The 24,121-nt window shown below is 56.4% G+C and carries 26 protein-coding genes and 1 rRNA gene; 9 read left to right on the top strand and 18 right to left on the bottom strand.

Annotated features, from left to right (window positions below):
- The 7 genes from rrf to HZ297_RS08920 all read left to right on the top strand — a co-directional run.
- Nucleotides 1–76: ribosomal RNA gene (gene rrf, locus HZ297_RS12250) — 5S ribosomal RNA — on the top strand; the annotation flags it as partial.
- Between the two features lie 160 nt (nucleotides 77–236).
- On the top strand, nucleotides 237–497 hold the full coding sequence (locus tag HZ297_RS08945) for a phosphopantetheine-binding protein (RefSeq protein WP_178862931.1): 261 nt from the start codon (nucleotides 237–239) through the stop codon (nucleotides 495–497).
- Nucleotides 498–511: 14 nt separating this feature from the next.
- Nucleotides 512–1,873 (top strand): class I adenylate-forming enzyme family protein, encoded by a 1,362-nt coding sequence (locus tag HZ297_RS08940; RefSeq protein WP_178862929.1) that lies wholly within the window; start codon nucleotides 512–514, stop codon nucleotides 1,871–1,873.
- The gene (locus HZ297_RS08935) at nucleotides 1,855–2,205 is read left to right on the top strand and encodes an ApeI family dehydratase (protein ID WP_178862927.1); all 351 of its coding nucleotides are present in this window, start codon (nucleotides 1,855–1,857) and stop codon (nucleotides 2,203–2,205) included. Before HZ297_RS08940 ends, HZ297_RS08935 begins: the two co-directional genes overlap by 19 nt.
- Entirely contained in the window at nucleotides 2,192–3,085 is an 894-nt protein-coding gene (locus tag HZ297_RS08930) for a lysophospholipid acyltransferase family protein (RefSeq protein WP_178862925.1), read from the top strand. Before HZ297_RS08935 ends, HZ297_RS08930 begins: the two co-directional genes overlap by 14 nt.
- Entirely contained in the window at nucleotides 3,082–3,675 is a 594-nt protein-coding gene (locus HZ297_RS08925) for a LolA-like protein (RefSeq protein ID WP_178862924.1), read from the top strand. The genes HZ297_RS08930 and HZ297_RS08925 overlap by 4 nt, the downstream gene beginning before the upstream one ends.
- The gene (locus tag HZ297_RS08920; RefSeq protein ID WP_178862923.1) at nucleotides 3,672–5,990 is read left to right on the top strand and encodes an MMPL family transporter; all 2,319 of its coding nucleotides are present in this window, start codon (nucleotides 3,672–3,674) and stop codon (nucleotides 5,988–5,990) included. Before HZ297_RS08925 ends, HZ297_RS08920 begins: the two co-directional genes overlap by 4 nt.
- Before the next feature lie 4 nt (nucleotides 5,991–5,994).
- Here HZ297_RS08920 and HZ297_RS08915 read toward each other — a convergent pair whose 3' ends face one another.
- The 16 genes from HZ297_RS08915 to HZ297_RS08840 all read right to left on the bottom strand — a co-directional run bounded on the left by HZ297_RS08915 (nucleotide 5,995) and on the right by HZ297_RS08840 (nucleotide 20,227).
- On the bottom strand, nucleotides 5,995–7,212 hold the full coding sequence (locus tag HZ297_RS08915; protein WP_178862922.1) for an NAD(P)/FAD-dependent oxidoreductase: 1,218 nt from the start codon (nucleotides 7,210–7,212) through the stop codon (nucleotides 5,995–5,997).
- Nucleotides 7,209–7,991, bottom strand: a complete 783-nt coding sequence (locus HZ297_RS08910) for a glycosyltransferase family 2 protein (RefSeq protein WP_178862921.1) — start codon at nucleotides 7,989–7,991, stop codon at nucleotides 7,209–7,211. Before HZ297_RS08910 ends, HZ297_RS08915 begins: the two co-directional genes overlap by 4 nt.
- Before the next feature lies 1 nt (nucleotide 7,992).
- Nucleotides 7,993–8,679: an ElyC/SanA/YdcF family protein gene (locus HZ297_RS08905; protein WP_178862920.1), complete on the bottom strand. Its 687-nt coding sequence runs from the start codon at nucleotides 8,677–8,679 to the stop codon at nucleotides 7,993–7,995.
- Nucleotides 8,680–8,683: 4 nt separating this feature from the next.
- Nucleotides 8,684–9,082, bottom strand: a complete 399-nt coding sequence (locus HZ297_RS08900) for a hypothetical protein (protein WP_178862919.1) — start codon at nucleotides 9,080–9,082, stop codon at nucleotides 8,684–8,686.
- A gap of 41 nt (nucleotides 9,083–9,123) precedes the next feature.
- Nucleotides 9,124–9,705 (bottom strand): hypothetical protein, encoded by a 582-nt coding sequence (locus HZ297_RS08895; RefSeq protein ID WP_178862918.1) that lies wholly within the window; start codon nucleotides 9,703–9,705, stop codon nucleotides 9,124–9,126.
- A gap of 114 nt (nucleotides 9,706–9,819) precedes the next feature.
- On the bottom strand, nucleotides 9,820–10,554 hold the full coding sequence (gene fabG, locus HZ297_RS08890) for a 3-oxoacyl-ACP reductase FabG (RefSeq protein WP_178862916.1): 735 nt from the start codon (nucleotides 10,552–10,554) through the stop codon (nucleotides 9,820–9,822).
- Complete coding sequence (locus HZ297_RS08885; RefSeq protein WP_178862913.1) at nucleotides 10,547–11,023, bottom strand: hotdog family protein; 477 nt, start codon at nucleotides 11,021–11,023, stop codon at nucleotides 10,547–10,549. Before HZ297_RS08885 ends, fabG begins: the two co-directional genes overlap by 8 nt.
- Complete coding sequence (locus HZ297_RS08880) at nucleotides 11,020–11,799, bottom strand: beta-ketoacyl synthase chain length factor (protein WP_178862911.1); 780 nt, start codon at nucleotides 11,797–11,799, stop codon at nucleotides 11,020–11,022. Before HZ297_RS08880 ends, HZ297_RS08885 begins: the two co-directional genes overlap by 4 nt.
- Nucleotides 11,796–12,998, bottom strand: a complete 1,203-nt coding sequence (locus HZ297_RS08875; protein ID WP_178862909.1) for a beta-ketoacyl-[acyl-carrier-protein] synthase family protein — start codon at nucleotides 12,996–12,998, stop codon at nucleotides 11,796–11,798. The genes HZ297_RS08880 and HZ297_RS08875 overlap by 4 nt, the downstream gene beginning before the upstream one ends.
- Nucleotides 12,999–13,062: 64 nt before the next feature.
- Nucleotides 13,063–13,620, bottom strand: a complete 558-nt coding sequence (locus HZ297_RS08870) for a COG4648 family protein (RefSeq protein ID WP_178862907.1) — start codon at nucleotides 13,618–13,620, stop codon at nucleotides 13,063–13,065.
- Between the two features lie 4 nt (nucleotides 13,621–13,624).
- The gene (locus HZ297_RS08865) at nucleotides 13,625–14,482 is read right to left on the bottom strand and encodes a MipA/OmpV family protein (protein ID WP_246261819.1); all 858 of its coding nucleotides are present in this window, start codon (nucleotides 14,480–14,482) and stop codon (nucleotides 13,625–13,627) included.
- A 130-nt stretch (nucleotides 14,483–14,612) separates the two neighbouring features.
- Nucleotides 14,613–15,260, bottom strand: a complete 648-nt coding sequence (gene adk, locus HZ297_RS08860) for an adenylate kinase (RefSeq protein ID WP_178862905.1) — start codon at nucleotides 15,258–15,260, stop codon at nucleotides 14,613–14,615.
- 160 nt (nucleotides 15,261–15,420) lie between these two features.
- Nucleotides 15,421–16,329, bottom strand: a complete 909-nt coding sequence (locus HZ297_RS08855) for a fructosamine kinase family protein (protein ID WP_178862903.1) — start codon at nucleotides 16,327–16,329, stop codon at nucleotides 15,421–15,423.
- Nucleotides 16,330–16,338: 9 nt separating this feature from the next.
- Nucleotides 16,339–18,798 carry a penicillin-binding protein 1A gene (locus HZ297_RS08850; protein WP_178862901.1) on the bottom strand — a complete coding sequence of 820 codons (2,460 nt, stop codon included), beginning with the start codon at nucleotides 18,796–18,798 and terminating at the stop codon, nucleotides 16,339–16,341.
- A gap of 193 nt (nucleotides 18,799–18,991) precedes the next feature.
- A complete protein-coding gene (locus HZ297_RS08845) occupies nucleotides 18,992–19,207 on the bottom strand; it encodes a hypothetical protein (protein ID WP_178862899.1) in 216 nt (71 codons plus the stop codon).
- 150 nt (nucleotides 19,208–19,357) lie between these two features.
- Nucleotides 19,358–20,227 carry a YicC/YloC family endoribonuclease gene (locus tag HZ297_RS08840; RefSeq protein ID WP_178862897.1) on the bottom strand — a complete coding sequence of 290 codons (870 nt, stop codon included), beginning with the start codon at nucleotides 20,225–20,227 and terminating at the stop codon, nucleotides 19,358–19,360.
- A gap of 102 nt (nucleotides 20,228–20,329) precedes the next feature.
- On the opposite strand from HZ297_RS08840, the gene rph reads away from it, so the two are divergent.
- The gene (gene rph, locus HZ297_RS08835) at nucleotides 20,330–21,049 is read left to right on the top strand and encodes a ribonuclease PH (protein ID WP_178862940.1); all 720 of its coding nucleotides are present in this window, start codon (nucleotides 20,330–20,332) and stop codon (nucleotides 21,047–21,049) included.
- A gap of 11 nt (nucleotides 21,050–21,060) precedes the next feature.
- The gene (gene rdgB / locus HZ297_RS08830) at nucleotides 21,061–21,672 is read left to right on the top strand and encodes an RdgB/HAM1 family non-canonical purine NTP pyrophosphatase (protein WP_178862895.1); all 612 of its coding nucleotides are present in this window, start codon (nucleotides 21,061–21,063) and stop codon (nucleotides 21,670–21,672) included.
- A gap of 43 nt (nucleotides 21,673–21,715) precedes the next feature.
- Here rdgB and HZ297_RS08825 read toward each other — a convergent pair whose 3' ends face one another.
- Together HZ297_RS08825 and HZ297_RS08820 are read right to left on the bottom strand one after the other, a co-directional pair.
- Nucleotides 21,716–23,614, bottom strand: coding sequence for a bifunctional diguanylate cyclase/phosphodiesterase (locus HZ297_RS08825; protein ID WP_178862893.1), 1,899 nt, complete (start codon nucleotides 23,612–23,614; stop codon nucleotides 21,716–21,718).
- Nucleotides 23,611–24,105, bottom strand: coding sequence for a YfiR family protein (locus tag HZ297_RS08820; protein ID WP_178862891.1), 495 nt, complete (start codon nucleotides 24,103–24,105; stop codon nucleotides 23,611–23,613). The genes HZ297_RS08825 and HZ297_RS08820 overlap by 4 nt, the downstream gene beginning before the upstream one ends.
- Nucleotides 24,106–24,121: the final 16 nt, after the last annotated feature.

Genomic DNA, 24,121 nt, shown 5'->3' with positions numbered 1-24,121 from the left:
CCGAACTCAGAAGTGAAACGTCTTAGCGCCGATGGTAGTGTGGGAGGTCCCATGCGAGAGTAGGTCATCGCCAAGCTTATATCCTAAAACCCGCCTACCTCACCGTGGCGGGTTTTTTTTTGCCTAAAATCGACTCTGTTAATTCACATGAGTATTTCTGCTCAGTGTTCTGTATCCATAAATCATCCGATAGCGTTATAATACGCGCCTGATTTAATATGCATTTAGGAAGAAATATGACACCTGCGCAAGCTGCAATTGCTCAAATGATCATCGATGCCGTTAATCTTGAAGACGTGACAGTAGAGGATATTGACCCTCAGGCTGCCATTTTTAACGATGGATTGGGATTGGATTCGATTGACGCTTTGGAAATCTCGCTGGCCCTGAACAAGCAGTACGGTATCAAGATCAAATCCGGCGACCAGAATGTATCTGAGATTTTTTCCTCTGTAGCGGCCTTAACCGATTTTGTTGAAGCCCATAAACCCGCTTAAGACGGTTTTGTGTGTTGTCACGTCTTTCACATCATGCATTAAGGGATGGCTGGTTATTAACTGACGGTACAGATGGTTATTCCACAAGTTCGATTATTAGTGCTGCCTGGCAGCTTGCCCAGCGCCTGCCTCCCAAGCCTCATGTAGTCAATCTGTTCAGTGATCGGCATGCCTTTTTGATAGTGCTGCTGGCGGTTGCGATGCGTAGCGGCACGCTTCTTTTGCCATCCGGCACGACGCGTCGTGCCTTGGACGATATTCAGGCCTTTTTTCCCGACAGCTTGTTGTGGTTGGCCAGCGACTGTTCAATTCTCAACAGGCCGGCTACCGAGTGGATCAGTTCTGCGGATATTAGTGATTGTCTTGCCCAAGAAGCATCTGTTTCGCTGGAACAAATGCTTGCTGAATTTGATTCCAATAGTGACGTGGTAATGTTTACTTCCGGTTCGACTGGCTTGCCCAAACCGGTGCGTAAAACCTGGCGTGAACTCGCCGCGATGGGTGAGCAAGCCATTGCACGTTTTGGCTGGGCGGATGTTAAACCTTACGTGGTGGCAACCGTTCCGCAACAGCATATGTTCGGCTTTGAGACCACCATGCTGTGGCCGTTATTGAGTGGCGCACAGGTATACAACGGACGTCCGTTATTTCCGGAAGACATTCAGGCTGCCATTAATGCCGTTGACGGCCGCGAAGTGTGGCTGATTTCCACGCCGTTGCATTTACGCAATCTATTGGACTACGGTGTTGAGCTCACTGTGCCTCGTCTTAATATCCTTTCTGCGACTGCGCCGCTGTCTGAAGCATTGGCGCGTGATCTCGCCATGCACCTTAATGCACGTGTCTTTGAGGTGTATGGCAGTACCGAAACCGCGTCACTCGCCTCGCGTGAACCATTGCATCATCCACTTTGGCGATTGTATGACGGCTACCGGTTGACACAGCGCGGTGATTGCACGGAACTGCATATCGACGCGCTGGCACAAACGCACGTCCTGCATGATCGCTTAAGATTGGCCGATGCTGACCAGTTTGAACTGCTGGGCCGGCAGAGTGACCTGGTTAAAGTCGCCGGCAAGCGGGCCTCGCTTGAGGATCTGAACAGAGCCTTGCTCGGGATAGACGGGGTCGAGGATGCCACCTTTTGGTATGATGCAGCTAGCGACCGGATGCACGCGCTGGTGGTTTCCACTTGTTTAGAGGCGGCGCGAATCAAAGCCGCGTTAACGCCCTGGATGGATCCGGTTTTTTTACCCCGTCGGATTCATTTTGTCGAATCCTTGCCGCGCAATGCCGTCGGCAAGTTACCGCAGGCGGCACTGGCTGAGTTGGTGGCGCATTTGCAGGAAAAATTGTCATGTCAACGCCACGCGTGAATTTACAAGAGATACAATGCATTCAGGCGAATCATCCGTCATTTGCCGGACATTTTCCAGGTCGGCCGATTGTGCCGGGTGTGGTATTGCTGCAACGCGTAGAACATCTGATTTCTCAACATTACCCCGAATTCTGTGTGGCAGCGGTCAATCAGGCCAAATTCACCGCATCGGTCCAACCGCAAGAAAACTGGTTGGTTGATGTGACTTTTAAGAGCAAATCGCCGCAAACCGTTAGCGCAGATTTTAAAATATGGCTGCATCCGGCCACACCGCAGCAAACCCTGGCCGTATCGGGGCAGTTTACGTTGGTTGAAAATGCCTTACTCTGAACGCAGTTGGACAAAACAAAAAGAGCGCAGTTCTAAATTCTGGCTGCGTCTGATACGCGGCATTGCTCTTAAACTGCCGCGTTTTGCCGTTTTGCCGTTGCTGTATCCGATCACGTTGTTTTTTGTGTTGATCTCCAAGTCGCAAGTCGCGGCATCCCGCCATTATTTACGTCAGGTCCTTGACCGGCCTGTTGGGTTTGCGGATGTTTTCCGCCATTTTTTGTGGTTTGCGACCACCATTCTCGACCGCGTCTATTTTCTGACTGGGCGTACGCATACGTTTGCCCTGCAGTTTGATAATCCCCCAAATTGGGCGGAGAGCATCAGCCGGCAGCCGGCCCAGCTGTTCCTGGGCGCGCATTTCGGCAGTTTCGACGCGATACGCGCTCTGTCGGCAAAGCGCCTCAGCCTGAAAATCAAAATCGTCCTTAAAGTCGATCAGAACCAGAATCTTGTCAAACTGCTGAACGACCTCAACCCGGCATTGGCCGAGAACATTATCGCCTCGGAGGGGATGGGCACCGTTTTTGCCATGCATGAGGCTTTGCAGAACGGCCAGTCCGTCGCCATGTTGAAAGACCGGGCGGTGGGCGATGAGACCACGGTACCGGTTAAGTTCTTCAACGATACGATTGCCGTGCCGGTGTCGGGGTTCAAGCTGGCCAAACGCTTCAAACTGCCGGTGAATGTCTTTTTCGGCCGTTTCGACGGCGGCAACCGCTATACCATTATCAACCGCCAGCTGGATTATACGGCGGATACGCCAATTGAAGAGATGGCGCAGGCCTATATGGATATGGTGGCGGAGCAGTGTCGTGTGTCGCCCTACAACTGGTTCAACTTCTTTCAGTATTGGCAGCGCTCGGGAGAGGCAGAGTGAAACGCGGGATTCTTGCCATGTTGCTGTGTTGGGTTCAATCCGCTGCGCACGCGCAAATCAGCCTGAACGAACTCTACCAGGCCTGGCCTCAACCCTTGGCCGAGCAAGGCTTTCAGGAAGAGCGTTTCGACGCCTTATTGGAGTTGACGAGCCGCTATGCCGGCCTGTTCAGATTTGTTTCGCCGCAGCATTTCGAGATGGTTTATACCGCGCCCATCAGCGGTAGACTCGCCCTGCAGGATGGGCAGTTGCAGGTTGATCTGCCGGGACGCAAATTGCAGATCGCTCTGGCCCAGCTACCCGAGGTGGCGCAGTTTATCGAACCTTTGCAGTGGTTGATGCAGGGGCGGCCGCAGAAGTTGCAACCACAGTATGCCAGCGAACTGCTTTGGCAAGATAACACGCATTGGCAGCTGCGCCTCAAACCCAAAGCGCAATCGCCACTGAATGCCAGTCAGATCGTGGTCAGCGGGGTCTATCAATCTCAACAGGCCGGGGTAGAGCGTATCCGTCTGGAGATGCGTCAGGGCGACTGGCGCGAGTTCAGCCTTTTACCGGCCTCAGCAACCGTAACCGGACCTAAGCCGTGATGGCCTCGCCGTTTTCAGCAAAAGCGCGTTATGTCTTGCTAGTGCTGATGATCCTGCTTTTCGCATGGCTGGCGGCGTGGAGCCTGCCTAAAATCACGCTGCAAAACCACCTCACCGCGTTTTTCCCCGCTCCGCAGACAACAGAGCAGGCGCTATTACAATCCACCTTAAAAGAGGCCTTATCGCAGGACCAGCGGCAGCAGCCGGTGATGCTGGCATTGCGTCTACCAAACCCGACTGACACGGCCGCGCTACTTCAGGCCGGCAACCAACTCAAAGCCTTATTGCAAGCCGACACGTCGGTTGCCAGAGTCGAAAACCAACCGCCGTCGCTGTTGGCCGCGCAAACGGCTGGATTGCTGCACTATCGCTACCTGCTGGCGTCGGCCGATTTCAGCGAAGCGGCGCTGCAGGCGGGGTTGCAAACCCTCTGGCAGGCGTGGCAGTTGGGGATTGTGCCGGATAAGACGCAGGCATTGGCCGATCCCACGCAACAGTGGTTGCGTTATATCGGGCAAATGCAGCAGCAAACGCAGATCGCCGTGCGTGACGGCTACTGGTTCGCCGAGGATACGCAGGGGGCTGCGGCGCTGCTGTTGGTCCATTTGCAGGCAGACGAGCAGGCGGCAGCGCATTTTTGGGCGGCGTTGCAGACGATACAAGCGCAGCAGCCGCAATGGCGGATTCAGGCCTCCAGCCCAGCGTTGATTGCCTGGCAGGCGCGGCAGACGATTCAGAGCAGCATTCAGCAGCTGTCGGTGTTGGCCATGTTGACAGTGTTGCTGTTTCTGGGCTGGCGTCTGCGTAAGCCGCTATGGGTGGCGTTGAGCTTTGTGCCCTTGGCGATCGGTTCGCTGTTGGCGGTGTTGGCGGTGCAGTGGCTGTTCGGCTTTGTGGAGGCGCTGGCGCTGGCGCTGGGTGTCGTGCTGATCGGCGTGGCGGTGGATTACCCCATTCACGCCTTCAGTGCGCGGCGTGACGGCCAAGCGGTCGAAAAACGCGCCTGGCCGTTGATCCGCCTCGGTGCGTTGACCACGGCGGCCGGATTTGTGACCTTGTTTGTGCTGGAGATTGACGGCCTGCGGCAGATGGCGGTGTTTGCCATCACCGGTATCTTGAGCGCTATGTGGCTTACCCGTGCCTTGTTGTGGGTTTTGCCGTCCACAACAGCGACTGAAATGGCGGGGCAGCCAGCGCAAACCACGCCGCAAGTTGGGTCTTATGGCCATTGGCTATTGCTGGCAGGATTGCTTCTGGCCGCCTGGCCGTTAAGCCAAAAATGGCTGTGGCAGGATGACCTGGCGAGTTTAAGCCCCGTGCCGCAAGGTCTGTTGCAGCAGGACGGTGAATTGCGCCGCCATTTTCAGCAGGCGGAGGCCGGGCAGTTTTTGCTGGTGAGCGCGCCGGATGTCGAAACCCTGTTGCAGCGTCAGGAGGCTCTGCTACCCGGCCTGTTGAGTTTGCAGCAGCAAGGTCAGATTGCGGGCAAAACGATGCTCGCCGATCTGCTGCCGAGCCAGGCTTTGCAGCACGAACGCCAATATGCACTGCCGGCGGCAGCAGACTTGCAGCCGGCTTTGCTTGCGGCGGCGCAACAGGCGGGAACGCCGTTCCAAGCCAAGCATTTTGCCGGCTTTATCGCCGAGGTTGAACAGAGCAAGAACTTGCCGTTGCTTGATTTGAAAGGGTTTGAATCCCAGGCCGCCGGTTGGCAGAGGGCGCTGGCCGATCATCTGCTGACGCAGCAAAAGGATGGCGTGGTCGGTAAAATTCTATTGCGACAGGTGGCCGATAAGGACAGCGTGCGTACCTGGGCACACGCCCAGGGTCTGGTCTGGTTCGATCAGCGCGAGTTTGTGGCGCAGTCGGTGGGCGCCTTGCGCACGCAGCTGTTGCAGGTGTTGGCGGCTTTTCTGGTGGTGATGCTGTTGGTTTTATGGGCGGTCAAGGCGCAAAGCCTCTCCTGGAAACGTGCGTTCACCCCGGCCTGTTCACTTTTAATGCCGGTCGTTTTGGGCTTGGTCTTTACCTATGCGATTTTGCTGGCGTTGGGGCAGGTGTTGACGGTTTTTCACCTGTTGGCGAGCCTGCTGTTGATCGGCATCGGCCTGGATTACAGCCTGTTCGCACAGAGTGCCCGCAACGACAAGCAGCCGGAATATCTACGTTCCGTGCATGCCGCGCTGCTGACGACGCTCTTGTCGTTCGGTTTTCTGCTGTTGACGCCGATTCCAATATTGGTGGCAATCGGCCAGGTGATGGTGGTGGGCGTGCTGGCGATTTATGTGAGCGCACGCCTTTTCTTCAAGGTGTGAGGTTTCAGCGGGCTTCGATAATGGAGACCAGCGTGTCGACCGCACGGCCGCTGTTTTTGACAAAGAAGTTCTTCGGATTCCACACGTAGCCGCTCAACACCGAGGTGATCGACTGCTTGATGCGCGGTTCCTTGTCGTCGGCAAAGAAGATGGTCTGCAAGCGGCCGTCATACCAGGCGGTGACGAATTCGCGGAAGACGTTGATGCCGCGCAGCATATAGTCTTCATATTCGACCTGCCAATCCACGGTTTCGCCGTTGAGTTCCTTGATGGTCAAATCGGCGGCGACCGAACCCGATTCCAGCGCCAGCGTTACGCCTGAACTGAATACCGGATCGAGGAATTCCGAGGCGTTGCCTACCAGCACGAAGTTGCTACCGTAAAGTTTTTTGACCGCCGCCGAATAGCCGCTTAAGAAACCCACGTCGTTGATTTTTTTGGCGTGCGCATAGCGCGCTTTGGCGGCCGGCGTGGTGTCGATAATGTGATCCCAGAATTCGCTTTCGTTCATGTTTTTGGACTGGAAGAACTCCTCGGTACAGACCACGCCCACCGAGGTGATGCCGTCGTTGAAAGGGATGTTCCAGATCCAGGCGTCGTTGTCGCCGTGAATGTCCACGTAAATGTAGCCGTCGGTGCCGTCTGCAGGGCGGATGTCGCCCTCTACGCGGCAGAAAGTCGCACGGCGCAGCGCCAGTTTGGGGGTGCTGTCCAAATCCAGCAGGCGCGGTAAAACGCGGCCGTAACCGGAGGCGTCGATGACCTTTTTGGCCTGATAACGTTCAATGTCACCCTGTTTGGTTCTGACGGTGACGATGTTGGCCTCCGGGTCGTAGGCGATCACTTCCGACTCAAACTCCACCTCCACGCCTTTGCGTTCGGCGTCTTTGAGCAGTTCATGGTCAAACAGTTCGCGCTTCACCTGAAACGAGCTGTTATGCGCTTCGCCGAGGTTGTCGGCAAAATGGTAGATCTCAAACTTGCCCGGCGTTTGGAAGGCGACGCCGCCTTTGAACTGGAAACCGGCGTTTTCGATGCTTTCCAACATATTGGCTTCGGCCAAGAGTTGGTTGCAACGCGGTAACAGTGATTCGCCGATGACAAAACGCGGAAAAGTCTGGCGTTCCACCAGTTTGACGTTGAAGCCGGCCTGAACCAGTTTGGCGCCGGCAATCGAACCGGCAGGGCCGCCGCCGATAATAAAGACATCGCAGTGTTTCAAGGTGTTTCCTTCGTTGTGGAGGAGATGAAAATGTTGGGTTTGTGTCTCAAGGATCTGAACAGGCCGGGTAGGAACAGGCCTTTTTTCAGCAGTTTTCTGGCCACCATCAGGGTGATCTGGGTGATGTCGAAACCCGGACGGAAATGGCTGGCGCGGCGCTGCTCCGGGTAGCTGGAGGCGATCGGCACAAAAACGAAATCAAAGCCTTCACGCGCCGCTTCAATCAAGACTTCGCTTTCAAACACAAAACCGGAACGGCGGTGCGGACGGATCGAGAGCTTTTCCAGCAAAGCAAACGGGTAGAGGCGGAAGCCGGATTGGCTGTCGGCAATCGGTTTGCCCGCCGCCCAGCTGACCCAGAAATCGGCGATTTTGTTGGCCATCAAGCGCGCTTTGGGGGCGTTTTCGCGGTTCTGCAGACGTGCCGCGACCACCAGATGCTGCGGGTGCTGCGCATAAGCTGCCTGCAGTTGCGGGATATTATGCGGATCGTGCTGGCCGTCGCCGTCGAGGGTGATGGCGTAGTCCACATTAAGCTGGCGGGCTTTTATAAAACCCGATTGCAACGCCGCCGCCTTGCCTTGGTTTTTGACGTGTTCAATGAGGATGGCGGCCGTTTGCTGCACGATTTGCGCGGTCGCATCCTGCGAGGCGTCGTTGACCACAATCACGTGCGGCGTGTGTTGCAAGGCGTTTTCCACCACCTCGCGAATCGTCAGGGCTTCATTGTACGCGGGAATGATAATCGCAAAGTGTGTTGCGGAAGAGGATAGGGTCATCTTAGTGGATCTTGTTGAGCATACGTTGGTTATTGAGCCGTTTACTGATAAAGGCGCCGGTATGGTACCAATGCACAAAGAAACCTTCCAGCGCAATTTTGAGGAGAGCGGCCGGCGTAGCTTGCCATTGTGCCTCGGCGGCGACCGGCACGGCATTGAGTCCCAATCTCCCGGCCATGATCATGCAGCGGTGCAGATGGTAGCGGTTGCTGATGAGCGCGACCGGTAGATTGCGTTCGGGCAGATAATCACGCGCCTGCTTGAGGTTTTCGAGCGTATTGCGCGAAGCCTCTTCCAACAGCAGCGCCGGTTGCAGTGCGGGACGGCAGGTCAGCAGATAGTCGGCCGCGGCCTGCGCCTCGCTAAGACGATTGCTGCCGGTTTTACCGCCCAATAGTACAATCGCTGGCGGCAACGGCTGATGTTCCGCTAGGCGTAACACGCCTTGCAAACGTCGTTGAAAATCGGCGTCGGGCAGGTCGTTGTGCAGTTGTTTGCCAAACAGAATCCAGGCGTACAGGGAATTTGGAGGTTGCGCCGGCGCGTGCCGCGCGGTGCGGGCGATTTGCAGGACTCTCCACAGCCAGAACAGCCCGCCGGAGAGTACCAGACTGAGCACCGCCAGAATCAGCATCAATAAGCCGTCCCGGTCGGTGCCTTGTTGCGAGGCGCTTGAGGTTAAGCGCACCCGCTTACATGCCGCTTAGTTGAACTTGAATGCGGTTGTTGAGGTTCTGCATCCAGCCGTTGTAGTTTTTGTGGATGGTGCCTTTTTCGGCATCGTAATCCAGGTTGACGCTGTTCTTGTAGATCAGGCTGTAAGAGGTGGTGGAGTAAGGGATGGAAATAACCGCCTGGTGGCTGCGTAGGTTCAAGGTACCTTTCAGTTTGTCACCGTCTTCGCTGATAATCCAACCCAAGCTCACGCCAGCCTGACGGATCGCTTGTTTTACCTGTTCGGTCGACTTGATATTGGTTGGAACCGGTTGCGCTTCATAGTTTTGCACCGGCGTGGCGCCGCAGCCCGCCAAGGTCAATGTGAATGCGACCAGTGCCGCCATGAAAGTGCTTTTTAGAACTGCTGCTCTCATTGTGATTTTCCTTTGGTTGTGTGAAAAAGTGATGGTTTAAATCAGTTCAGGTCGCCGAAACGCGCGCCGTCAACCGGTGAATTCAGCCACATGACAGTGTCTTTGGCGTTGGCTTCGACCGTGCGGCCCAGTACCGAACAAGAGCCTTTGTAGCCGCCGAAGAAGCCGCCGCCGGAAACGCGGCCAAAGTCCGCTTCAGCCATTTTTTGGCCGTCCTTGTAAAGCACCATGTGCATTTGCGTGTATTTGCGATGGCCGATAAAGGCGTTGCCGCCGCTGTGAATCTGCGTGAAAGTCGGTTTCAGGAAGTAGCCGTTTGCGGTTGGCTCCTGCGAGTTGACCACATTGACCTGAATGCCGTCGTCCTGCGCTTGTTCTTGCAGCAACTGCGTGTACTGGGTGGTCAGGGTGCATTCATTCAGAGCCGCCTGGCTGATTTGGCCGCGGTTGTCACTGATGGCGATAATCTGAGGTACGCTGACCAGCGTGATTTTATCGCTCTGCTGCGCCTGTGGTGCCGCGACCGTAGCGCTATCGGTGGCAGGTTGTGTGGTGGCGTTGCCGCCACAGCCGACCAGAGTTGAAGTGGAAAGAGCCAGAACCGCCAAATAACGTATTTTCATAAAGCCTCAAGCGTCGATTTAATGGATGGATAAACGTAGTTTTTGCGCATAAGTTACACTAAAAATCGGGTCTTGAAAAGAGCGGGTACGCATTTTAACGGTTCAGTCAAAGCTCTAGGCCATACCACCATTCACCTGAATCACCTGGCTGGTGATATAGGCGGCTTGTTCCGAGGCCAAAAAACTCACGGCATGAGCGACTTCTTGCGGCGTGCCGGCGCGTTGGGCGGGCACCATCTGCTTGATGGTGTCGGGGCTGAATACGTCCTCGGTCATGCTGCCGGCGATAATGCCGGGGGCGACCACATTCACGGTGATTTTGCGCGAGGCGAGTTCCAGCGCCAGCGACTTGCTGGCGCCGATCAGCCCTGCTTTGGCGGCGGCGTAGTTGGTCTGGCCGCGGTTGCCCATGACGCCGGCGATGGAGGCGATATTGATAATGCGGCCCCAGCGCGTGCGGATCATCGGCAGCAACAGCGGTTGGGTGACATTGAAAAAGCCGTTCAGCGAGACATCGATGACGTTCTGCCACTGTTCGTGGCTCATGCCCGCCATGACCGCGTCGTCGTGAATGCCGGCATTATTGACGATGACCTGGATCGCTCCGTCTTGCAGCAAGGCTTCCAGCGCGGCTTGGGTTTCCTGGGGGTGTGTCACATCAAACTGCACCGCCTGCGCTGCATAGCCTTGTGTCAACAGTCCATCCACGACCCCTTGGGCTTTGGCCAGTTGGCGGTTGGCGTGGACAATCACTTCGTAGCCGTCGGCCGCCAGTTGTGAGGCGATCGCCGCGCCGATGTCGCCGCTGCCGCCGGTAATCAGAGCGCGTTTAGGGGTGTTTTCAGGCATGCGTTTCTCCGGTTGGGGCGCTTGGCGGGTGGGCAATCATCACTCTGCCGTGACAGAGCCGCTGGTGTTGCGCGTCTGCAATGCAAAATTGATAGAGCTTGCCGCTTTCGTCGGCAAACAGCTGTTCGGCCTGGCCGAAAAGATGCGGGGTTTGCAAAGCGTCAGGCGCAAACTCACCGAACTGCACCTGACGCACGCTGGCCAGATAGCCGATTTGCGGGCCGGTTGCCGATGCGTTTTGCAAACTCAACAGGCCGCCATGTACCGCGACGAGTTGCGCGCCGAATTCAATCAGGTGCAGGCGCGACAGTTGGCCCTGCTCTTTCAACGGGTGATCGGGCATCAGATGCCGGGCCGTGCGGCAGTCAATCCGTTCCTCATCAAACGCCAGCACGCTGTCCCACAGGCACATGCCGCCTTTATGCGGGATCATTGCCTCAATCTGTGCAAAGTCGTACAGTGCGCTCACCGCTTTTCCAGCGTGATTTGCAGTGATTGGCTATTTGACAGCGGCAACAGGTGCAAGCCGTTCTGATGTCTTGCCAAAGACGCCAGCAGCGGCCAGATTTGCGCCGCACGGTTGTCGCCAAACAGCGGGTGCGATGTCACCTCGCTAGGTTGCTGCACGAGCGACAGCTGTATTTTGGCGAGACAGCGGGGCGAGGGCTGTGCGCTTAAAACCATGCCAAAGGCAAAGGGCTCAATCTTGGGCTGAAAGGTTTCAATCACCGGGTCGATCGGCAGGTCGTATGCCACCAGCAGCAGTTGGGGGTGGTTTGCGTCCAGCTGGCTCAGCCCCTCAAGCAGACTGTTGGCAAGCTGATAGTCGCCGGCGGAAATCGCCGAGGCGGCCTGCCGATTGCCTTTGCCGATCATCCAGTAACCGGCCGGCGCATTATGCACGGAGTTGTGGAACTGGATCGGCGAAATCATCGGCTCGTCTTCCAGAATCGCGGTGGTCATCTGCGCCGAAATCGCGGTGTCGCCGTCCACGCTGGCAAACAGTGTCAGCATGGCGGCAATCGCGTCATCCGCATAGTCAGCCGTGCAGGCTTCGGCGGTGCGCAACGCCAGTTTGATGGTGTCGGTGGTGCGGCGGCGTTCGTTGGCCGGCAAAAAGGCCGGGGCGTATTTGCTCAAGGGGGCGAATTCGTATGGTTGTTCGCCGCGCAAAACTGCACAGGCCGGCTCCCAGCCTTCCATGCCGGGGGCCTGCACGCTGACGCTGTCGATATAGGCGATCATCGGGCGGCCTCCGTCAGACTGAAAATCAGGGTGGCATTATTGCCGCCAAAACCGAACGAGTTGCTCATGGCGTGTTGCACCTTGGCCGCTTGGGTTTGGGTGACGGGCTGCAAATCCAGTTCGGCATCCACCTGCTGTAGATTGAGATTGGCCGGTACCAGTTGGTTTTGCAGGGCGATCTGGCAAAACACCGCTTCGGTAATGCCCGCCGCGCCGAGGGTATGGCCGGTAAATCCTTTGGTGGAGCTGAGTGGCGGCAAATTTTCGCCGAATACGCGGTGCACCGCCTTGGATTCCGACAGGTCGTTGCTGGGGGTGCCGGTACCGTGCAGGTTCAGGTAGTCGATTTGGGATGGCGCCAATTTGGCCCTGTCCAGCGCTTGCTGCATCGCCTGGCGCGCGCCTTCGCCCTCTGGATGCGGGGTGGAAATATGGTAGGCGTCGCTGCTTTCGCCGTAACCGCTCAAAACGATTTGCGGCGCATGCGGCGGCTGTTTTTCCAGCAGCATAAATCCGCCGGCTTCACCGATATTGATGCCGTTGCGCTTGGCATCCAGCGGGCGCACCGGGGTTTCGCTGACCAATCCCAGTGCGTTGAAGCCGTGCAGCGTGGTCAGGCAGAGGCTGTCGACCCCGCCGACGACCACCGCATCGACCAGATCATGCGCCATCCAGCGCGCGGCGGTGGCAAACACTTTGGCGCTGGAGGAGCAGGCGGTGGAAATGACCAGGCGCGGGCCGGCAGCCCCCAAAGCGGCGGCACAGAAATCGGCCAGGGCATTCATACGGTGGGTGTGTTCATAGCGGTAATCGGGCGGAAAGCAGCCGTGTTGTGCGTTATGCATCAGCGCCAGTTCGGTTTCCAGAATGCCGGAGGTGCTGGTGCCCACGGCGATACCGACGCGATGCGCGCCATAGCGGGCAACGGCCTGCGCCACCGCTTCGGCAAAACCGTCGGTTTGCAGTGCCAGCCAGGCGAGTTGATGGTTGCGGCAGTGATAGCTTTGCAGCGCCGGCGGCAGCTGCACGTCGGCCAGGGCGTCAACCTCGCCAAAAAACGAGTTGAGTTTGGGGGCAAACGCCTGCAAATGCGGGCGCAAGCCGGCCTGCTGGGTTTGCAAGGCCGCGGCGTGCGCTTGCAGGCCTCGGCCCAAAGGGCTGACGAGCGTGGAAGCGGTGATAGGCAGTGCAAGAGTCATCGTTGAGCGTGTTTGCGAATACTTGTTTGAATGCGCAAAGTATAAGGGAAAAACCTTAACCTTGTCAGCTGGTTTGGCGTTTTGCTTGCTGGGTGCGCTCAGGCGGTTGGAATCGCCAGACGGCGCTGAATGGCGTCTGCAGCAGTTGCAGCACAAATGTTCCCAAACGGGCCTGCGCCTGATCGGCAAACAGGCGCTTGCGGATCAGAAACTCGCCGCCCAGCAGGCTGAGCATGAGCAGCAGGCCCAGCAGATCGCTCCAGATTGAAAGCGGCAAACAAACTGAACAGGCCGGGTCGGGCAGGATGATTTGCAGTTTATTGAGCCAAAGCCAGCCGAGCAGAAGCGTCCACGCCCAGGTCACGCGGCGGGTATAGCGGCGTTTGCGTGCGTCCATGCTGCCGTCAATCAGCCAGGCGTACCGGGTAATCAGCGGGATCTGCTGCGGCAGCAGACTGGCGGCAAACAACAGCCAGACAAAACTCAACCCCAACAGCATCAAACCTTGCCAGATTGCCAACAGCAGCGCCTGGCTTTGCGGGAAGAGCCACAGGCAGATCAACAGCGCCAGAATCAGGCCGAAAAAACTCAACAGGCCGGGTCTGAACAGGTTCTTAAGCATCGCCTTAATCCAAACCTTTGACGGTTTCTTTTGACACGTAGAAGTTCCAGGTCAACGCCAGGCCAAAGGTTTCGGAGCGGGTGGTTTCCAGCAGCGGGCTGTCTTCATAAACGCTGCCGTTGAGGTCGTTGAGCTTATAGAAAGCGCCGAGCCAATAATCGCCCAAGTGCCAATTCAGGCCCAGCAGATAGGTCAGACCGGAAAAACCGCTTTTGCCCTCGTACGCCGGACGCGAAGCGGTGGCGTCTGCCGCATCCACGCCGTAAACATAGTGGTGGTAGGTGTCGGTGGCGAAGTTGGCGCTGATGCCGGCGCTGAATTTCACACGCTGCGACTGGTTGAACTGACGGCGGTAGGCGTAGTGCAGTCCCGGTGCGCTGATCCAGCCTTCCTGATGGATGGAGCGGAAGTCGGAGGCGATGACGGCGCGAATCGGCAGTTCGAACTGCAGGGTGTTGAGCCGGTCTTGCCACAGCGGATAACGCACCACCGGCCCCAGTTCAACCGCCGCATCCAGGTCGTCCATGCCGTTTCTCAAGCGGTTGTCCTTGCTGGAAACCGGGATCGAACCGGCCAGACTCAAATCCAGTTCCCATCTGCCGACATGGAAGAGCGGCTTTTTGACTTCGCGCTGGTCGATCTGGAAATGTTCGCCGCGATAGGTGATATAGGGAAACGGCAGCAGCAGCAGGGTGTTGCGCTCTTTGGAACCGGGGTAATCGGGATAGTCGATCAGACCCGGACCCAAGCCGATTTCCCATTTTGGCAGGGTTTGCTGCGGTTTTTTTGCCGTATTTTCGGTGGCCGAAGCGGAAAGGGTAAATGTCAGGCCCAGCAGGGCGAGCATCAGAAATCTGGTCATAAACGCGAACAAAAAGAGTGGTTGGGGGTGGAATCTTAGCGCGTTTTGCGGCGGCGTGCCACTCATGGATAAGGGATTTTAAGTAGGATACGGCGTGGGCAGAACGCCCACACCGAAGAGAGGGGGGCGATTACTTCAAGGCGTCCATAATCGCTTTTTCAACGGCGGCGATGGTTTGCGTGCCGTCGACCTTGACGTATTTCAGGTTGGCGTTTTGCGCCGCTTCGCCTTGGTAGTAGTCGATCAAAGGCGCGGTCTGCTTGTGGTAGACGTTCAGACGGTCTTTGACCACTTCCGGCTTGTCGTCGTCGCGCTGCACCAGGTCTTCGCCGGTTTCGTCGTCTTTGCCTTCGACTTTAGGCGGATTGTAAACCACATGGTAAGTGCGGCCAGACGCCAAGTGCGCACGGCGGCCTGACATACGGTTCACGATCTCTTCATCCGGCACGTCGATTTCGACCACGGCGTCAATCGCCACACCGGCTTCTTTCAATGCATCCGCCTGCGGAACGGTACGCGGGAAACCATCCAGCAGGAAACCGTTGGCGCAGTCTGCCTGGGCAATGCGCTCTTTGACCATGCCGATAATGATGTCGTCAGTCACCAATTGACCGGCGTCGATGGCGGCTTTGGCTTTCATCCCCAGTTCCGTGCCCGCCTTGATGGCCGCGCGCAGCATGTCGCCGGTAGAGATTTGCGGGATGTTGAATTGTTTGGTCAAAAACTGGGCTTGGGTGCCTTTACCAGCGCCGGGTGCGCCTAACAGAATGAATTTCATGGAAAATCCTAGTTGCTAACAGATTAATTTAAAACGGAAATTGGCGCCTATTATAAGACCTTTAAGCAGGCGGGAAAAGCCTTGGTGCTAATGCGTAGTATTTAGCGCGGTTGGCGTCATCTACCCGGCCTGTTGAGTTTTTTGGCCGGTTTTTTTGTGGTTAAGCGTTTGCCTGTCTTAGCAGGCTTTGCATGGTCTGTTCCGCCTGCTGGGCGTAATGGCCGCCAAACAGATTGAAATGGTTCAGAATATGGTAAAGGTTGTAGAGTGGTTTGCGGCTCGCATAACCGTCATCCAGCGGAAAGACTTCGTTATAACCAGCGTAGAAATCAGGCGAGAAGCCGCCGAACAGTTCGGTCATAGCGATGTCGGTTTCACGGTCGCCGTAATAGCAGGCCGGGTCGAAAACCACCGCGTCGCCGTCGGCGGTGAAGGCGCTGTTGCCGCCCCACAGGTCGCCGTGCAACAGACTGGCTTCGGGGCGGTAGTTTTGAAACCAATAAGGCAGGGTCTCAATCAGACGCAGTCCCAAATCGAATAGTGGCCGTGGAGCGCCACGCAATTGCGCCAGCTCCAGTTGCGGGCGCAGGCGCTCTTCGCCATAGAAGCCGATCCAATCGCTGTGCCAGCGGTTTTTCTGCAAGGTATGGCCGATATAGTTGTCCTCAAACCAGCCGAAGGGTTGTGTCTGCTGCTGATGGCGATTGATCTGGTGATGCATCAGCGCCAGATCGCGGCCGCGTTGAAAGTCGTCACCGTGCGAGGTCAGTGGCAGAAACTCCATCAACAACCAGGCCTGTCCATTATGTTCGCCGTAGCCGTAAGGCTTGGGACAGAGCAGGCTGTTGGACGCGGCAATGGCTTGCAGGTTGTGGGCTTCAGCGGCAAACAGCGGCAGCGCTGCCGCGCGGTTTAACTTCAGGAAGTAATTTCCTTCAGTACAGTGCAACTGGTAGGCTTCATGAATATCGCCTCCTGCGACGGCATGGGCCGAAACAATATGCAGCTCCCGTCCGAGCGAGTCCGCCGCCGTGATATTGATGGTTTTTGCCAAGTCCTGCCAGTTCATGTGTTTCTCCTATTGAAACAGCTCCTGCGTAATCTCGTGGATTTTGGTTTCCGTCTCATCGGGAATCTGCGGGGCGTTGTCGGCTTTGAATACCTCAAAGAAGGCGTTGGGCGTATCCGCCGGCACCGCTTCGCCGGTTTCCGGGTTGATGGGTACGTTCACCAAACCGTCGGGACGTGCCAGCGGCGCATTCGGGTAAGGCGCCAGAGCGCTGCGCATATAGTCGATCCAGATCGGCAGGGCGGCGCGGCCGCCGACTTCGCTGCGTCCCAGGGTTGACGGGGTATCGAAGCCAACCCAGACGGTGGTGACCACATCCGGGTTGAAGCCGGAGAACCAGGCGTCTTTCTGGTCGTTGGTGGTCCCGGTTTTACCGGCGATGTCGTCGCGGTTGAGTTCGTTGGCGCGCTTGCCGGAACCGTATTTAATGACGTCCTGCATCATCGAGGTGGCGATATAAGCGGTTTGCGGGCTGATGACGCGCGGCGCGCTCAACGGATCGTCTTCCAGACACTGCGCCTCGCAGGCCTTTTTCGGTTCGGCCTGATAGATGACGTCGCCGTTGAAATCGCGCACTTCCTTGATCAGATAGGGGTCGACTTTATAGCCGGTATTGGCAAAGGTGGCGTAGCCCTGCACCACTTCCCACGGCGTCAGTTGGACGCTGCCCAGCGCCAGCGACAGGTTGCGGGTGGCGTTGAGGGCGCTGCGGTCAAAGCCGAAGCGTTGTGCGTAATCGACCACATAATTGATGCCGATTTCCTGCAGCAGGCGGATGGAAACCAGGTTACGCGAATAGGCCAATGCCTGACGCAGACGGGTCGGGCCGTAGAAGCGGCCGGAGTAGTTTTCCGGACGCCAGACATCTTCCAGCGCGTTGTCGTGGAACACCACCGGCGCATCGTTGATGACGGTGGCGGCAGTCAATCCTTTATCCAGTGCGGCGGCATACAGGAACGGCTTGAAGTTGGAACCCGGCTGACGCTTGGCCTGAATGACGCGGTTGAACTTGCTGCGGAAGAAATCGAAACCGCCGACCAGCGCCAGCACACTGCCGTCTTTGGGGCTGATGGAGATCAGCGCCGCCTCGGTTAGAGGGTCTTGCGCCAGCTGCCAGCTGTTATTGAGCCACTGCAGATAGATGATGTCGCCGACTTTGAGCACGTCCTGCGGTTTGCTCGGTTTGGCGCCGGTCTTATTGACGTCGAGATAGGGTTCCGCCCACTCCATTGAGGCAAACGGCAGGGTCACGGTCTGGCCGTCGAGCATCAAAACTTCGGTGTCCGTGTGGTTGAAACGGGTCACCACGCCGGTTTTCAAATGGCCGAATTTGGGAGTGTTCTCCAAGGTGTTGAGAACGCTGGCTTCATCGGTCATTTCGGTGGGCGACAGGTGGGCCACCGGGCCGCGGTAACCGTGGCGACGTTCATATTCCTGCAAGCCGTCGCGCACCGCCAGATTGGCCTGGTTTTGCAGCTCGCTGTTGACTGTGGTGACGATGGTCAACCCTTGTTTAAGGGCGTCCTCGCCGAAACGCTCGACCGCAAAGGCGCGTGCCATTTCGGCGACATAACCGGCTTCGATGTCGATGCGGGCGCCGACCAGTTTGGCATGCACCTCGACCGCCTGCGCGTCGCGCATCTCCTGTTCGGTGATGAACCCCAGTTCGAACATGCGGCGCAACACATAGTTGCGGCGCAGTTTGGCGCGGGCGGCGTTGGCGATCGGATTATAGGCCGACGGCGCTTTGGGCAGGCCGGCAATCATGGCGTATTCGTCCAGCGACAGTTCGCTGATGGGTTTGCCGTAGTAAGTCTGTGCCGCGGCGGCGACGCCGTAAGAGCGGTAGCCGAGGAAGATTTTATTGAGGTAGAGCGCCAGAATCTCCTGCTTGCTCAGTTCGTTTTCGATCTTGTAGGAGAGGATGATCTCATTGAGTTTGCGCAGGTAGGTCTTCTCGCTGCTCAAAAAGAAGTTACGCGCCACCTGCATGGTGATGGTAGAACCGCCGGACTGCTTGCTGCCGGTGGTGACCAGTTCAAACACCGCACGCGCCAGACCTTTGTAGTCGACGCCGCCGTGCTCGAAGAAACTCTCGTCTTCGGAGGAGATGATCGCCTGCGTCATGCGCTCCGGGATTTCGGTGTAGTCCAGCGGAATGCGTTTCTCGGTGCCGATTTCGCTGATGAGTTTGCCGTCTTCGGTGACGATGCGCAGCGGCACATGATAGGTCACGTCTTTAAGGGTCGCGGCATCCGGCAGGGTCGGGTAGACGGTCAACACATAGACCAAAACGGCGGTGAACCCCAAGCCGATCAGGCTGAAAAACGAGCTTAGCCAGATCCAGCGCTGCCATCTGCGATGTTGAGGTTGCTTGGGTGGCTTCGGTGGTTTGGAATCGGGCTGCGGCGTGCCGGCGGGTTCAAGCTGGGCGCGTTCAAGGTCGATATGCGGGGTGGTTTCGCTCATAAGGGCTCAAAGTGGTCGTTTTGGAATTTTTTGCGAGTACGTCACCTGGGCGGCGGCGTCTGGCCGGATTTCATTAAGAAGTTGTTATTATACAAATTTATCCGGCAAATGCAGGGGCGAGGGAGTCTTTAGCGGCCTAAAAACGCAAAAGCCCGGCATTAACCGGGCTTTTGGCAGAAAAACGCTTAACGGATTAAGAGTTTTTGCTGTAACGACCTGTTTTGATGTCGCTCCACATCAGGTACAGGTTGCCGATCACGATGAAGCCGATGGCAGAAATCACGCCGATCATGCCGATAGCAACTTGCACCGATTGTGGCAGGATATCCATCCAGATGCCCAACAGAACAACTAGAGGGATGACAACTGCAACAACAATGGTCAGCAACATTTTAGTTAGATTATTCATAGTTTGCGCCTCAGATATTTATTATTGTGTTATTACAGCAGCAACTATACTTTTGTTAAATCCGAATTTCAAATAAAAATGCTTGATTTCAATCAAGAAAGCACACTGCTAGTCGGGTTATGTGTTCCGATCTGTTTTGTGATGCATTCCTTATTCGATATTCTGCACCTGCTCGCGCATCTGCTCGATCAAGACTTTCAACTCCACGCTGATCTGCGAGGTACGGCTGTCGGCCGATTTGGAGCCGAGCGTATTGGCTTCGCGGTTGAGTTCCTGCATCAAAAAATCCAGGCGGCGGCCAATGGCCTCTTTTGACTTCAACGTATGCGTCACCTCCAGCAGATGGGTGCGCAGACGATCCAATTCCTCTTGCACATCGAGCTTCTGCGCTAGGATGGCGACCTCCTGATGCAGGCGCATTTCATCGACCTCGTCCAGCAGGGTGAGGATGCGTTGTCGCAGTTTTTCGGTCTGCCCGGCAATGATTTCCGGCAGAAGTTGCTGTGCCTGCTCGACCAGCTGTTCAATGGCTTGACAGCGCTGGCGGATAATCTCGGCCAAAACCGCACCCTCGCGCTCGCGGTGGGCGTTGAGCGCGCTGATGGCGCTTGGCAGGGCGCGCAGGATGTCGTTTTCGCGCTGCGTTTCATCCTGGTCGTTGCCTGGGCCTGATTGCAACACGCCAGGCCAGTTGAGCATTTCCAGCGGATTGACATGGGTGGCTTCCGGCAGTGCCTGCTGCACTTGGCTCACCGCCTGGCTCAGTGCGGCGAGTACGGCGGGATTGATCTCCAGCGACCCGGCCTGTTGGGTTTCGTGAACCTTGAGTGTGACCTCGACCTTGCCGCGCTGCAACGCGGCCTTGAGCTGCTCGCGGGTGGCCATTTCCAGATGGCGCAGATTGTCGGGCAGCTTGAAGTAGGTTTCCAGAAAACGCTGGTTGACCGAGCGGATTTCCCAGCTGAAGCTGCCCCAGTCGGCGGTGTGTTGCGTGCGTGCAAAAGCGGTCATGCTTTTCATTAAAAAGACTCCATCGCTGCCCCGAAGGGGCTCATTGGTTTATAATGCGGGACAGTTTTAAATTACGTAAAGGATACCCCAATGAGCAGTCAGACACCAAGTATTCGTCCGAGCGGACGCCAGCCCGACCAGATGCGCGCGGTCAAAATCACCCAAGGCTTTACCAAGCACGCCGAAGGTTCGGTGTTGGTGGAATTCGGCGATACCAAAGTCATCTGCACTGCGACCGTGGAGGAGAGTATCCCGCCGTTTCTGCGCGGTCAGGGGCAGGGTTGGGTCACGGCGGAATACGGCATGTTGCCGCGCTCCACCGGCTCGCGTATGCGCCGTGAGGCCTCAAGCGGCAAGCAGAGCGGGCGCACGCAGGAGATTCAGCGTCTCATCGGCCGTTCGTTGCGCGCCGCGGTGGATATGAAAAAACTGGGCGAGCGCACCGTGTTTATCGACTGCGATGTGATTCAGGCCGACGGCGGCACGCGTACCGCGTCGATTACCGGTGCGTTTATCGCGCTGGTGCTGGCGGTCGAAGGGTTGATCGAAAAAGGCTTGCTGACCGACAACCCGATTCTGCATTATGTGGCGTCGGTTTCGGTGGGTATTTTTGAAGGGGTGCCGGTGCTGGATCTGGATTATGCCGAAGATTCCACCGCGCATACCGATATGAATCTGGTGATGGCCGAAGACGGCCGTTTTATCGAAGTGCAGGGCACGGCGGAAGGCGAGCCTTACTCGATGGATGAGATGCAGGCGATGCTGGCCTTGGGGCAGAAAGGTATTCGTGAACTGATCGCCGTCCAGAAAGCCGCCGTCAAGGCGTCGTGAGAGGGATTGCCATGAGACGAGTGGTTCTGGCCAGCGGCAATGCCGGCAAAATCCGTGAAATGACCGACATCCTGCAGCCGCTGGGCTGGCAGGTGCATCCGCAGACCGAGTTTTTTCAGACGGAAGCGGACGAGACCGGACTGAGTTTTGTTGAAAACGCCATTTTAAAAGCGCGTTACGCCTGTGCGCAGACCGGCTTGCCGGCGATTGCGGATGATTCCGGCATTGAGGTGATGGCGCTGCACGGCCGTCCGGGAATCTATTCGGCGCGCTATGCCGCGATGGCCGGCGGCCCGAAACCGAGCGATGAAGATAATTTGCAGAAACTATTGGCCGATATGGACGAGGTGCCGCCGTGCATGCGTCAGGCGAGTTATTACTGTGCGATGGTGTTCTGCGCCCATGCCGAAGACCCGACGCCGATTATCGGCTTGGGGCGCTGGCACGGTGAGATCGGCTACCAAAAACAGGGCGACGGCGGTTTTGGTTACGACCCGATTTTTGTGCTGCCGGAACGCGGTCTGACGGCGGCGCAGATCAGCAAAGACGAGAAAAACCGCATCAGCCACCGTGCGCAGGCGCTGCAATCGCTGGTGGAACAGCTTAAACACAGCACTGTTTAAGTTTCTCCAGAAACGCTGTAAAAAACTCAACAGGCCGGGTGCGTTACCCTTTTAGTTGCTGGCTTTGGCGGATTTTTACAAACGCCTCGCTTTGCGGTAGCGCTTTTGCCCACAAGTAGCCTTGACCCAAACGGCAGCCATGTTGTTTGAGGTATTCAGCCTGCGAATCTTCTTCGATGCCTTCTGCCAGGGTGTTCAGCCCCAGCGTTTGGGCGAGTTGTAAGATGGCTTTGATAATGGCGCGGTCGTTTTCGTCGTGATCGAGATCACGCACAAAACTACGGTCTATTTTAAGTAGGTCAATCGGCAATTGTTTGAGGTAGGCGATGGAGGAGTAGCCGGTGCCGAAGTCGTCTATCGCGATTTTGACCCCCAAACGGCGCAATTTTTGCAGGGCGACAACCGCCTTGTCGAGATCGCGCATCAGCATGCTTTCGGTAATCTCCAGTTCCAGCAGCCGTGCCGGCAGACAGGTGCGTTCCAGCACGGTTTGCACTAAAAACGGCAGGTCAATGTCGGTTAGCTGACGGCTGGATAGGTTGATGGCGATGGTAAAGTCGCTCAGTCCTTGATCGAGCCAATGTTTACGCACTTTGCAACCCTCGTATAACGCCCATTCTCCCAGTTCCAAAATCAAGCCACTCTCTTCAGCCACCGGAATAAACTCATCGGGAGCGATTAGTTTTTCGGCATGTTGCCAGCGCAGTAAAGCTTCTACGCCGATAATGCGGCCGGTTGAGAGGCTGATCTGCGGTTGGTAGAAGAGTCGTAATTCGTCCAGTTCAATGGCGTGGCGTAGTGCATTTTCGGTTTTAAAGCGGTTGCGTGATAGTGTGCTGAGTTCTTCGGAGAATAGTCTGGCTTGGCCTTTATGTTCGCGCTTTCCAGCGTGCAGGGCGGTATCGGCACTGCGCAGCAGGGCTTCTACGGTCTGTCCGTGTTCGGGATAGCGGCTGATGCCAATACTCATCGTCACAAAGAATTCGTTAGCATCAATCACAAAAGGCGATTTTAAAATCTGTTTGATCATGCGCAAAGCACTCTCAAGTTGCGCGGGCGGGAGTGCGATGGAGGTGATCATCACGAATTCGTCGCTGCCGAGATGAAACAGCCGCCAATCCTTGGGCAGGTTGTGGTGCATACGCTGGCCGACGGCATAGAGAAGTTTGTCGCCAGTAATATGACCATGGGTGTCATTCACGGCTTTGAAGTTGTCCAAATCAAAAAAGAGCAGAAAAAACGGATTGCGTGTCGGGGCGAGCCGGCCAAGGGTTTGGCCGAGTTCGTTAAAAAAAGCGTAACGGTTGGGCAGGTGGGTGATGCCGTCAAAATTGGCCTGTTGATAGAGCGCAGCCTCGGAGCGGCCAAGTGCGCGTTGGACTTTTTGCAGCATGAAATAAGCAGCAATGAGTGAGAGCAGCACAACGATAATAGTGATCGATAACAGGGTCAGCAAACGGGTTTTCAACGGATCGTAATTAATCAAAACCAGTAGGTGGCCTTGCACGCTGGCGTTAATCCATACGGGAAGGCTTATGACGTTGTCCGAAAGCCAAGGCGTATCGCTAACGTTCGCATATTGCATTTGCGTCAGTTTGGGGTGGAGCTCGCGGTGTTTGAACCATTGGGCAAACGGTTTTTGGTCGGTGTCGAGCAGCATGGCGGCTTCAACGGAACGGTTACTGTTTAGGCTGGATAAAATGGTCTGCGCACTGTCGCGGTCGCCGAATTGCAAGGCCGGAGAGATATTGTCGACAATGACACGCGCCTGATCGTTGACCATTTCCAGCAGTTGGTTTTTAAGTGATAAGTGGGTCAGATAGCCCAAAGAAAAGGTGATGAGTAGAAGAGCCAGTGCAAGGATGGCAAACTGTGGATTTTGGCGCAGAAAAAAATTCTGAACAGGCCGGGTTGCTGGCAGTGTGGGGAGGGTGGTATTCATTGCGTACTTCTTCTGGCTAAACGCAGTACCGAGGCGCTTAGATTGACCCCGGACTGTTTAAGGTGTTGGAGATTGACATCGAATATCAGACGGCCGTTGACCGTCGCCAGTTGCAACGCGGCAGCGCGGCCGTTGTCGGGAATGATATTGGTGATGCTCAGCAATGGATAGGCCGGCGCGGCATCCAGCAGGTCGGCGTATTGTGAGGCGGCGACAAACAGGGTTTGGCACTGCCAGAGTTCGGCGGCGTCCGTCACGGGGATGATCTGTACCTGGCGTTTTTGGACGGTTTTCCCCTGCAATTTCTGCAGTTGCAAACTGTCTCGGTTTTGTCCGGCAATGCACAGATTAAGCTGTTTGGATGAAATCACCGGCCATTTGGCAAAGACCATGAAGTTGTACACGAAGGCGGTGGTCAGATCGGCGGTATCCGGTGTGGTTTGCGCTTTTGCCTGGGAGGTCTGTAAGCAGCCAATCGTGATCAAAAGCATGAGCAGACTTTTTTGA

The sequence above is a fragment of the Thiomicrorhabdus cannonii genome (assembly GCF_013391695.1).
GTDB lineage: Bacteria > Pseudomonadota > Gammaproteobacteria > Thiomicrospirales > Thiomicrospiraceae > Thiomicrorhabdus > Thiomicrorhabdus cannonii.
Note: the sequence above shows the minus strand (reverse complement) of the source record. Positions and strands in the feature narration are given on the sequence as shown.

Excerpts from the sequence above, each read along its gene's own strand:
- HZ297_RS08945 (WP_178862931.1), top strand. The coding sequence starts at position 237 with ATGACACCTGCGCAAGCTGCAATTGCTCAAATGATCATCGATGCCGTT.
- HZ297_RS08935 (WP_178862927.1), top strand. The coding sequence starts at position 1,855 with ATGTCAACGCCACGCGTGAATTTACAAGAGATACAATGCATTCAGGCG.
- HZ297_RS08930 (WP_178862925.1), top strand. The coding sequence starts at position 2,192 with ATGCCTTACTCTGAACGCAGTTGGACAAAACAAAAAGAGCGCAGTTCT.
- HZ297_RS08910 (WP_178862921.1), bottom strand. The coding sequence starts at position 7,991 with ATGACCCTATCCTCTTCCGCAACACACTTTGCGATTATCATTCCCGCG.
- HZ297_RS08900 (WP_178862919.1), bottom strand. The coding sequence starts at position 9,082 with ATGAGAGCAGCAGTTCTAAAAAGCACTTTCATGGCGGCACTGGTCGCA.
- HZ297_RS08895 (WP_178862918.1), bottom strand. The coding sequence starts at position 9,705 with ATGAAAATACGTTATTTGGCGGTTCTGGCTCTTTCCACTTCAACTCTG.
- fabG (WP_178862916.1), bottom strand. The coding sequence starts at position 10,554 with ATGCCTGAAAACACCCCTAAACGCGCTCTGATTACCGGCGGCAGCGGC.
- HZ297_RS08880 (WP_178862911.1), bottom strand. The coding sequence starts at position 11,799 with ATGATCGCCTATATCGACAGCGTCAGCGTGCAGGCCCCCGGCATGGAA.
- HZ297_RS08875 (WP_178862909.1), bottom strand. The coding sequence starts at position 12,998 with ATGACTCTTGCACTGCCTATCACCGCTTCCACGCTCGTCAGCCCTTTG.
- HZ297_RS08870 (WP_178862907.1), bottom strand. The coding sequence starts at position 13,620 with ATGCTTAAGAACCTGTTCAGACCCGGCCTGTTGAGTTTTTTCGGCCTG.
- HZ297_RS08865 (WP_246261819.1), bottom strand. The coding sequence starts at position 14,482 with ATGACCAGATTTCTGATGCTCGCCCTGCTGGGCCTGACATTTACCCTT.
- adk (WP_178862905.1), bottom strand. The coding sequence starts at position 15,260 with ATGAAATTCATTCTGTTAGGCGCACCCGGCGCTGGTAAAGGCACCCAA.
- HZ297_RS08855 (WP_178862903.1), bottom strand. The coding sequence starts at position 16,329 with ATGAACTGGCAGGACTTGGCAAAAACCATCAATATCACGGCGGCGGAC.
- HZ297_RS08850 (WP_178862901.1), bottom strand. The coding sequence starts at position 18,798 with ATGAGCGAAACCACCCCGCATATCGACCTTGAACGCGCCCAGCTTGAA.
- HZ297_RS08845 (WP_178862899.1), bottom strand. The coding sequence starts at position 19,207 with ATGAATAATCTAACTAAAATGTTGCTGACCATTGTTGTTGCAGTTGTC.
- HZ297_RS08840 (WP_178862897.1), bottom strand. The coding sequence starts at position 20,227 with ATGAAAAGCATGACCGCTTTTGCACGCACGCAACACACCGCCGACTGG.
- rdgB (WP_178862895.1), top strand. The coding sequence starts at position 21,061 with ATGAGACGAGTGGTTCTGGCCAGCGGCAATGCCGGCAAAATCCGTGAA.
- HZ297_RS08825 (WP_178862893.1), bottom strand. The coding sequence starts at position 23,614 with ATGAATACCACCCTCCCCACACTGCCAGCAACCCGGCCTGTTCAGAAT.
- HZ297_RS08820 (WP_178862891.1), bottom strand. The coding sequence starts at position 24,105 with ATGCTTTTGATCACGATTGGCTGCTTACAGACCTCCCAGGCAAAAGCG.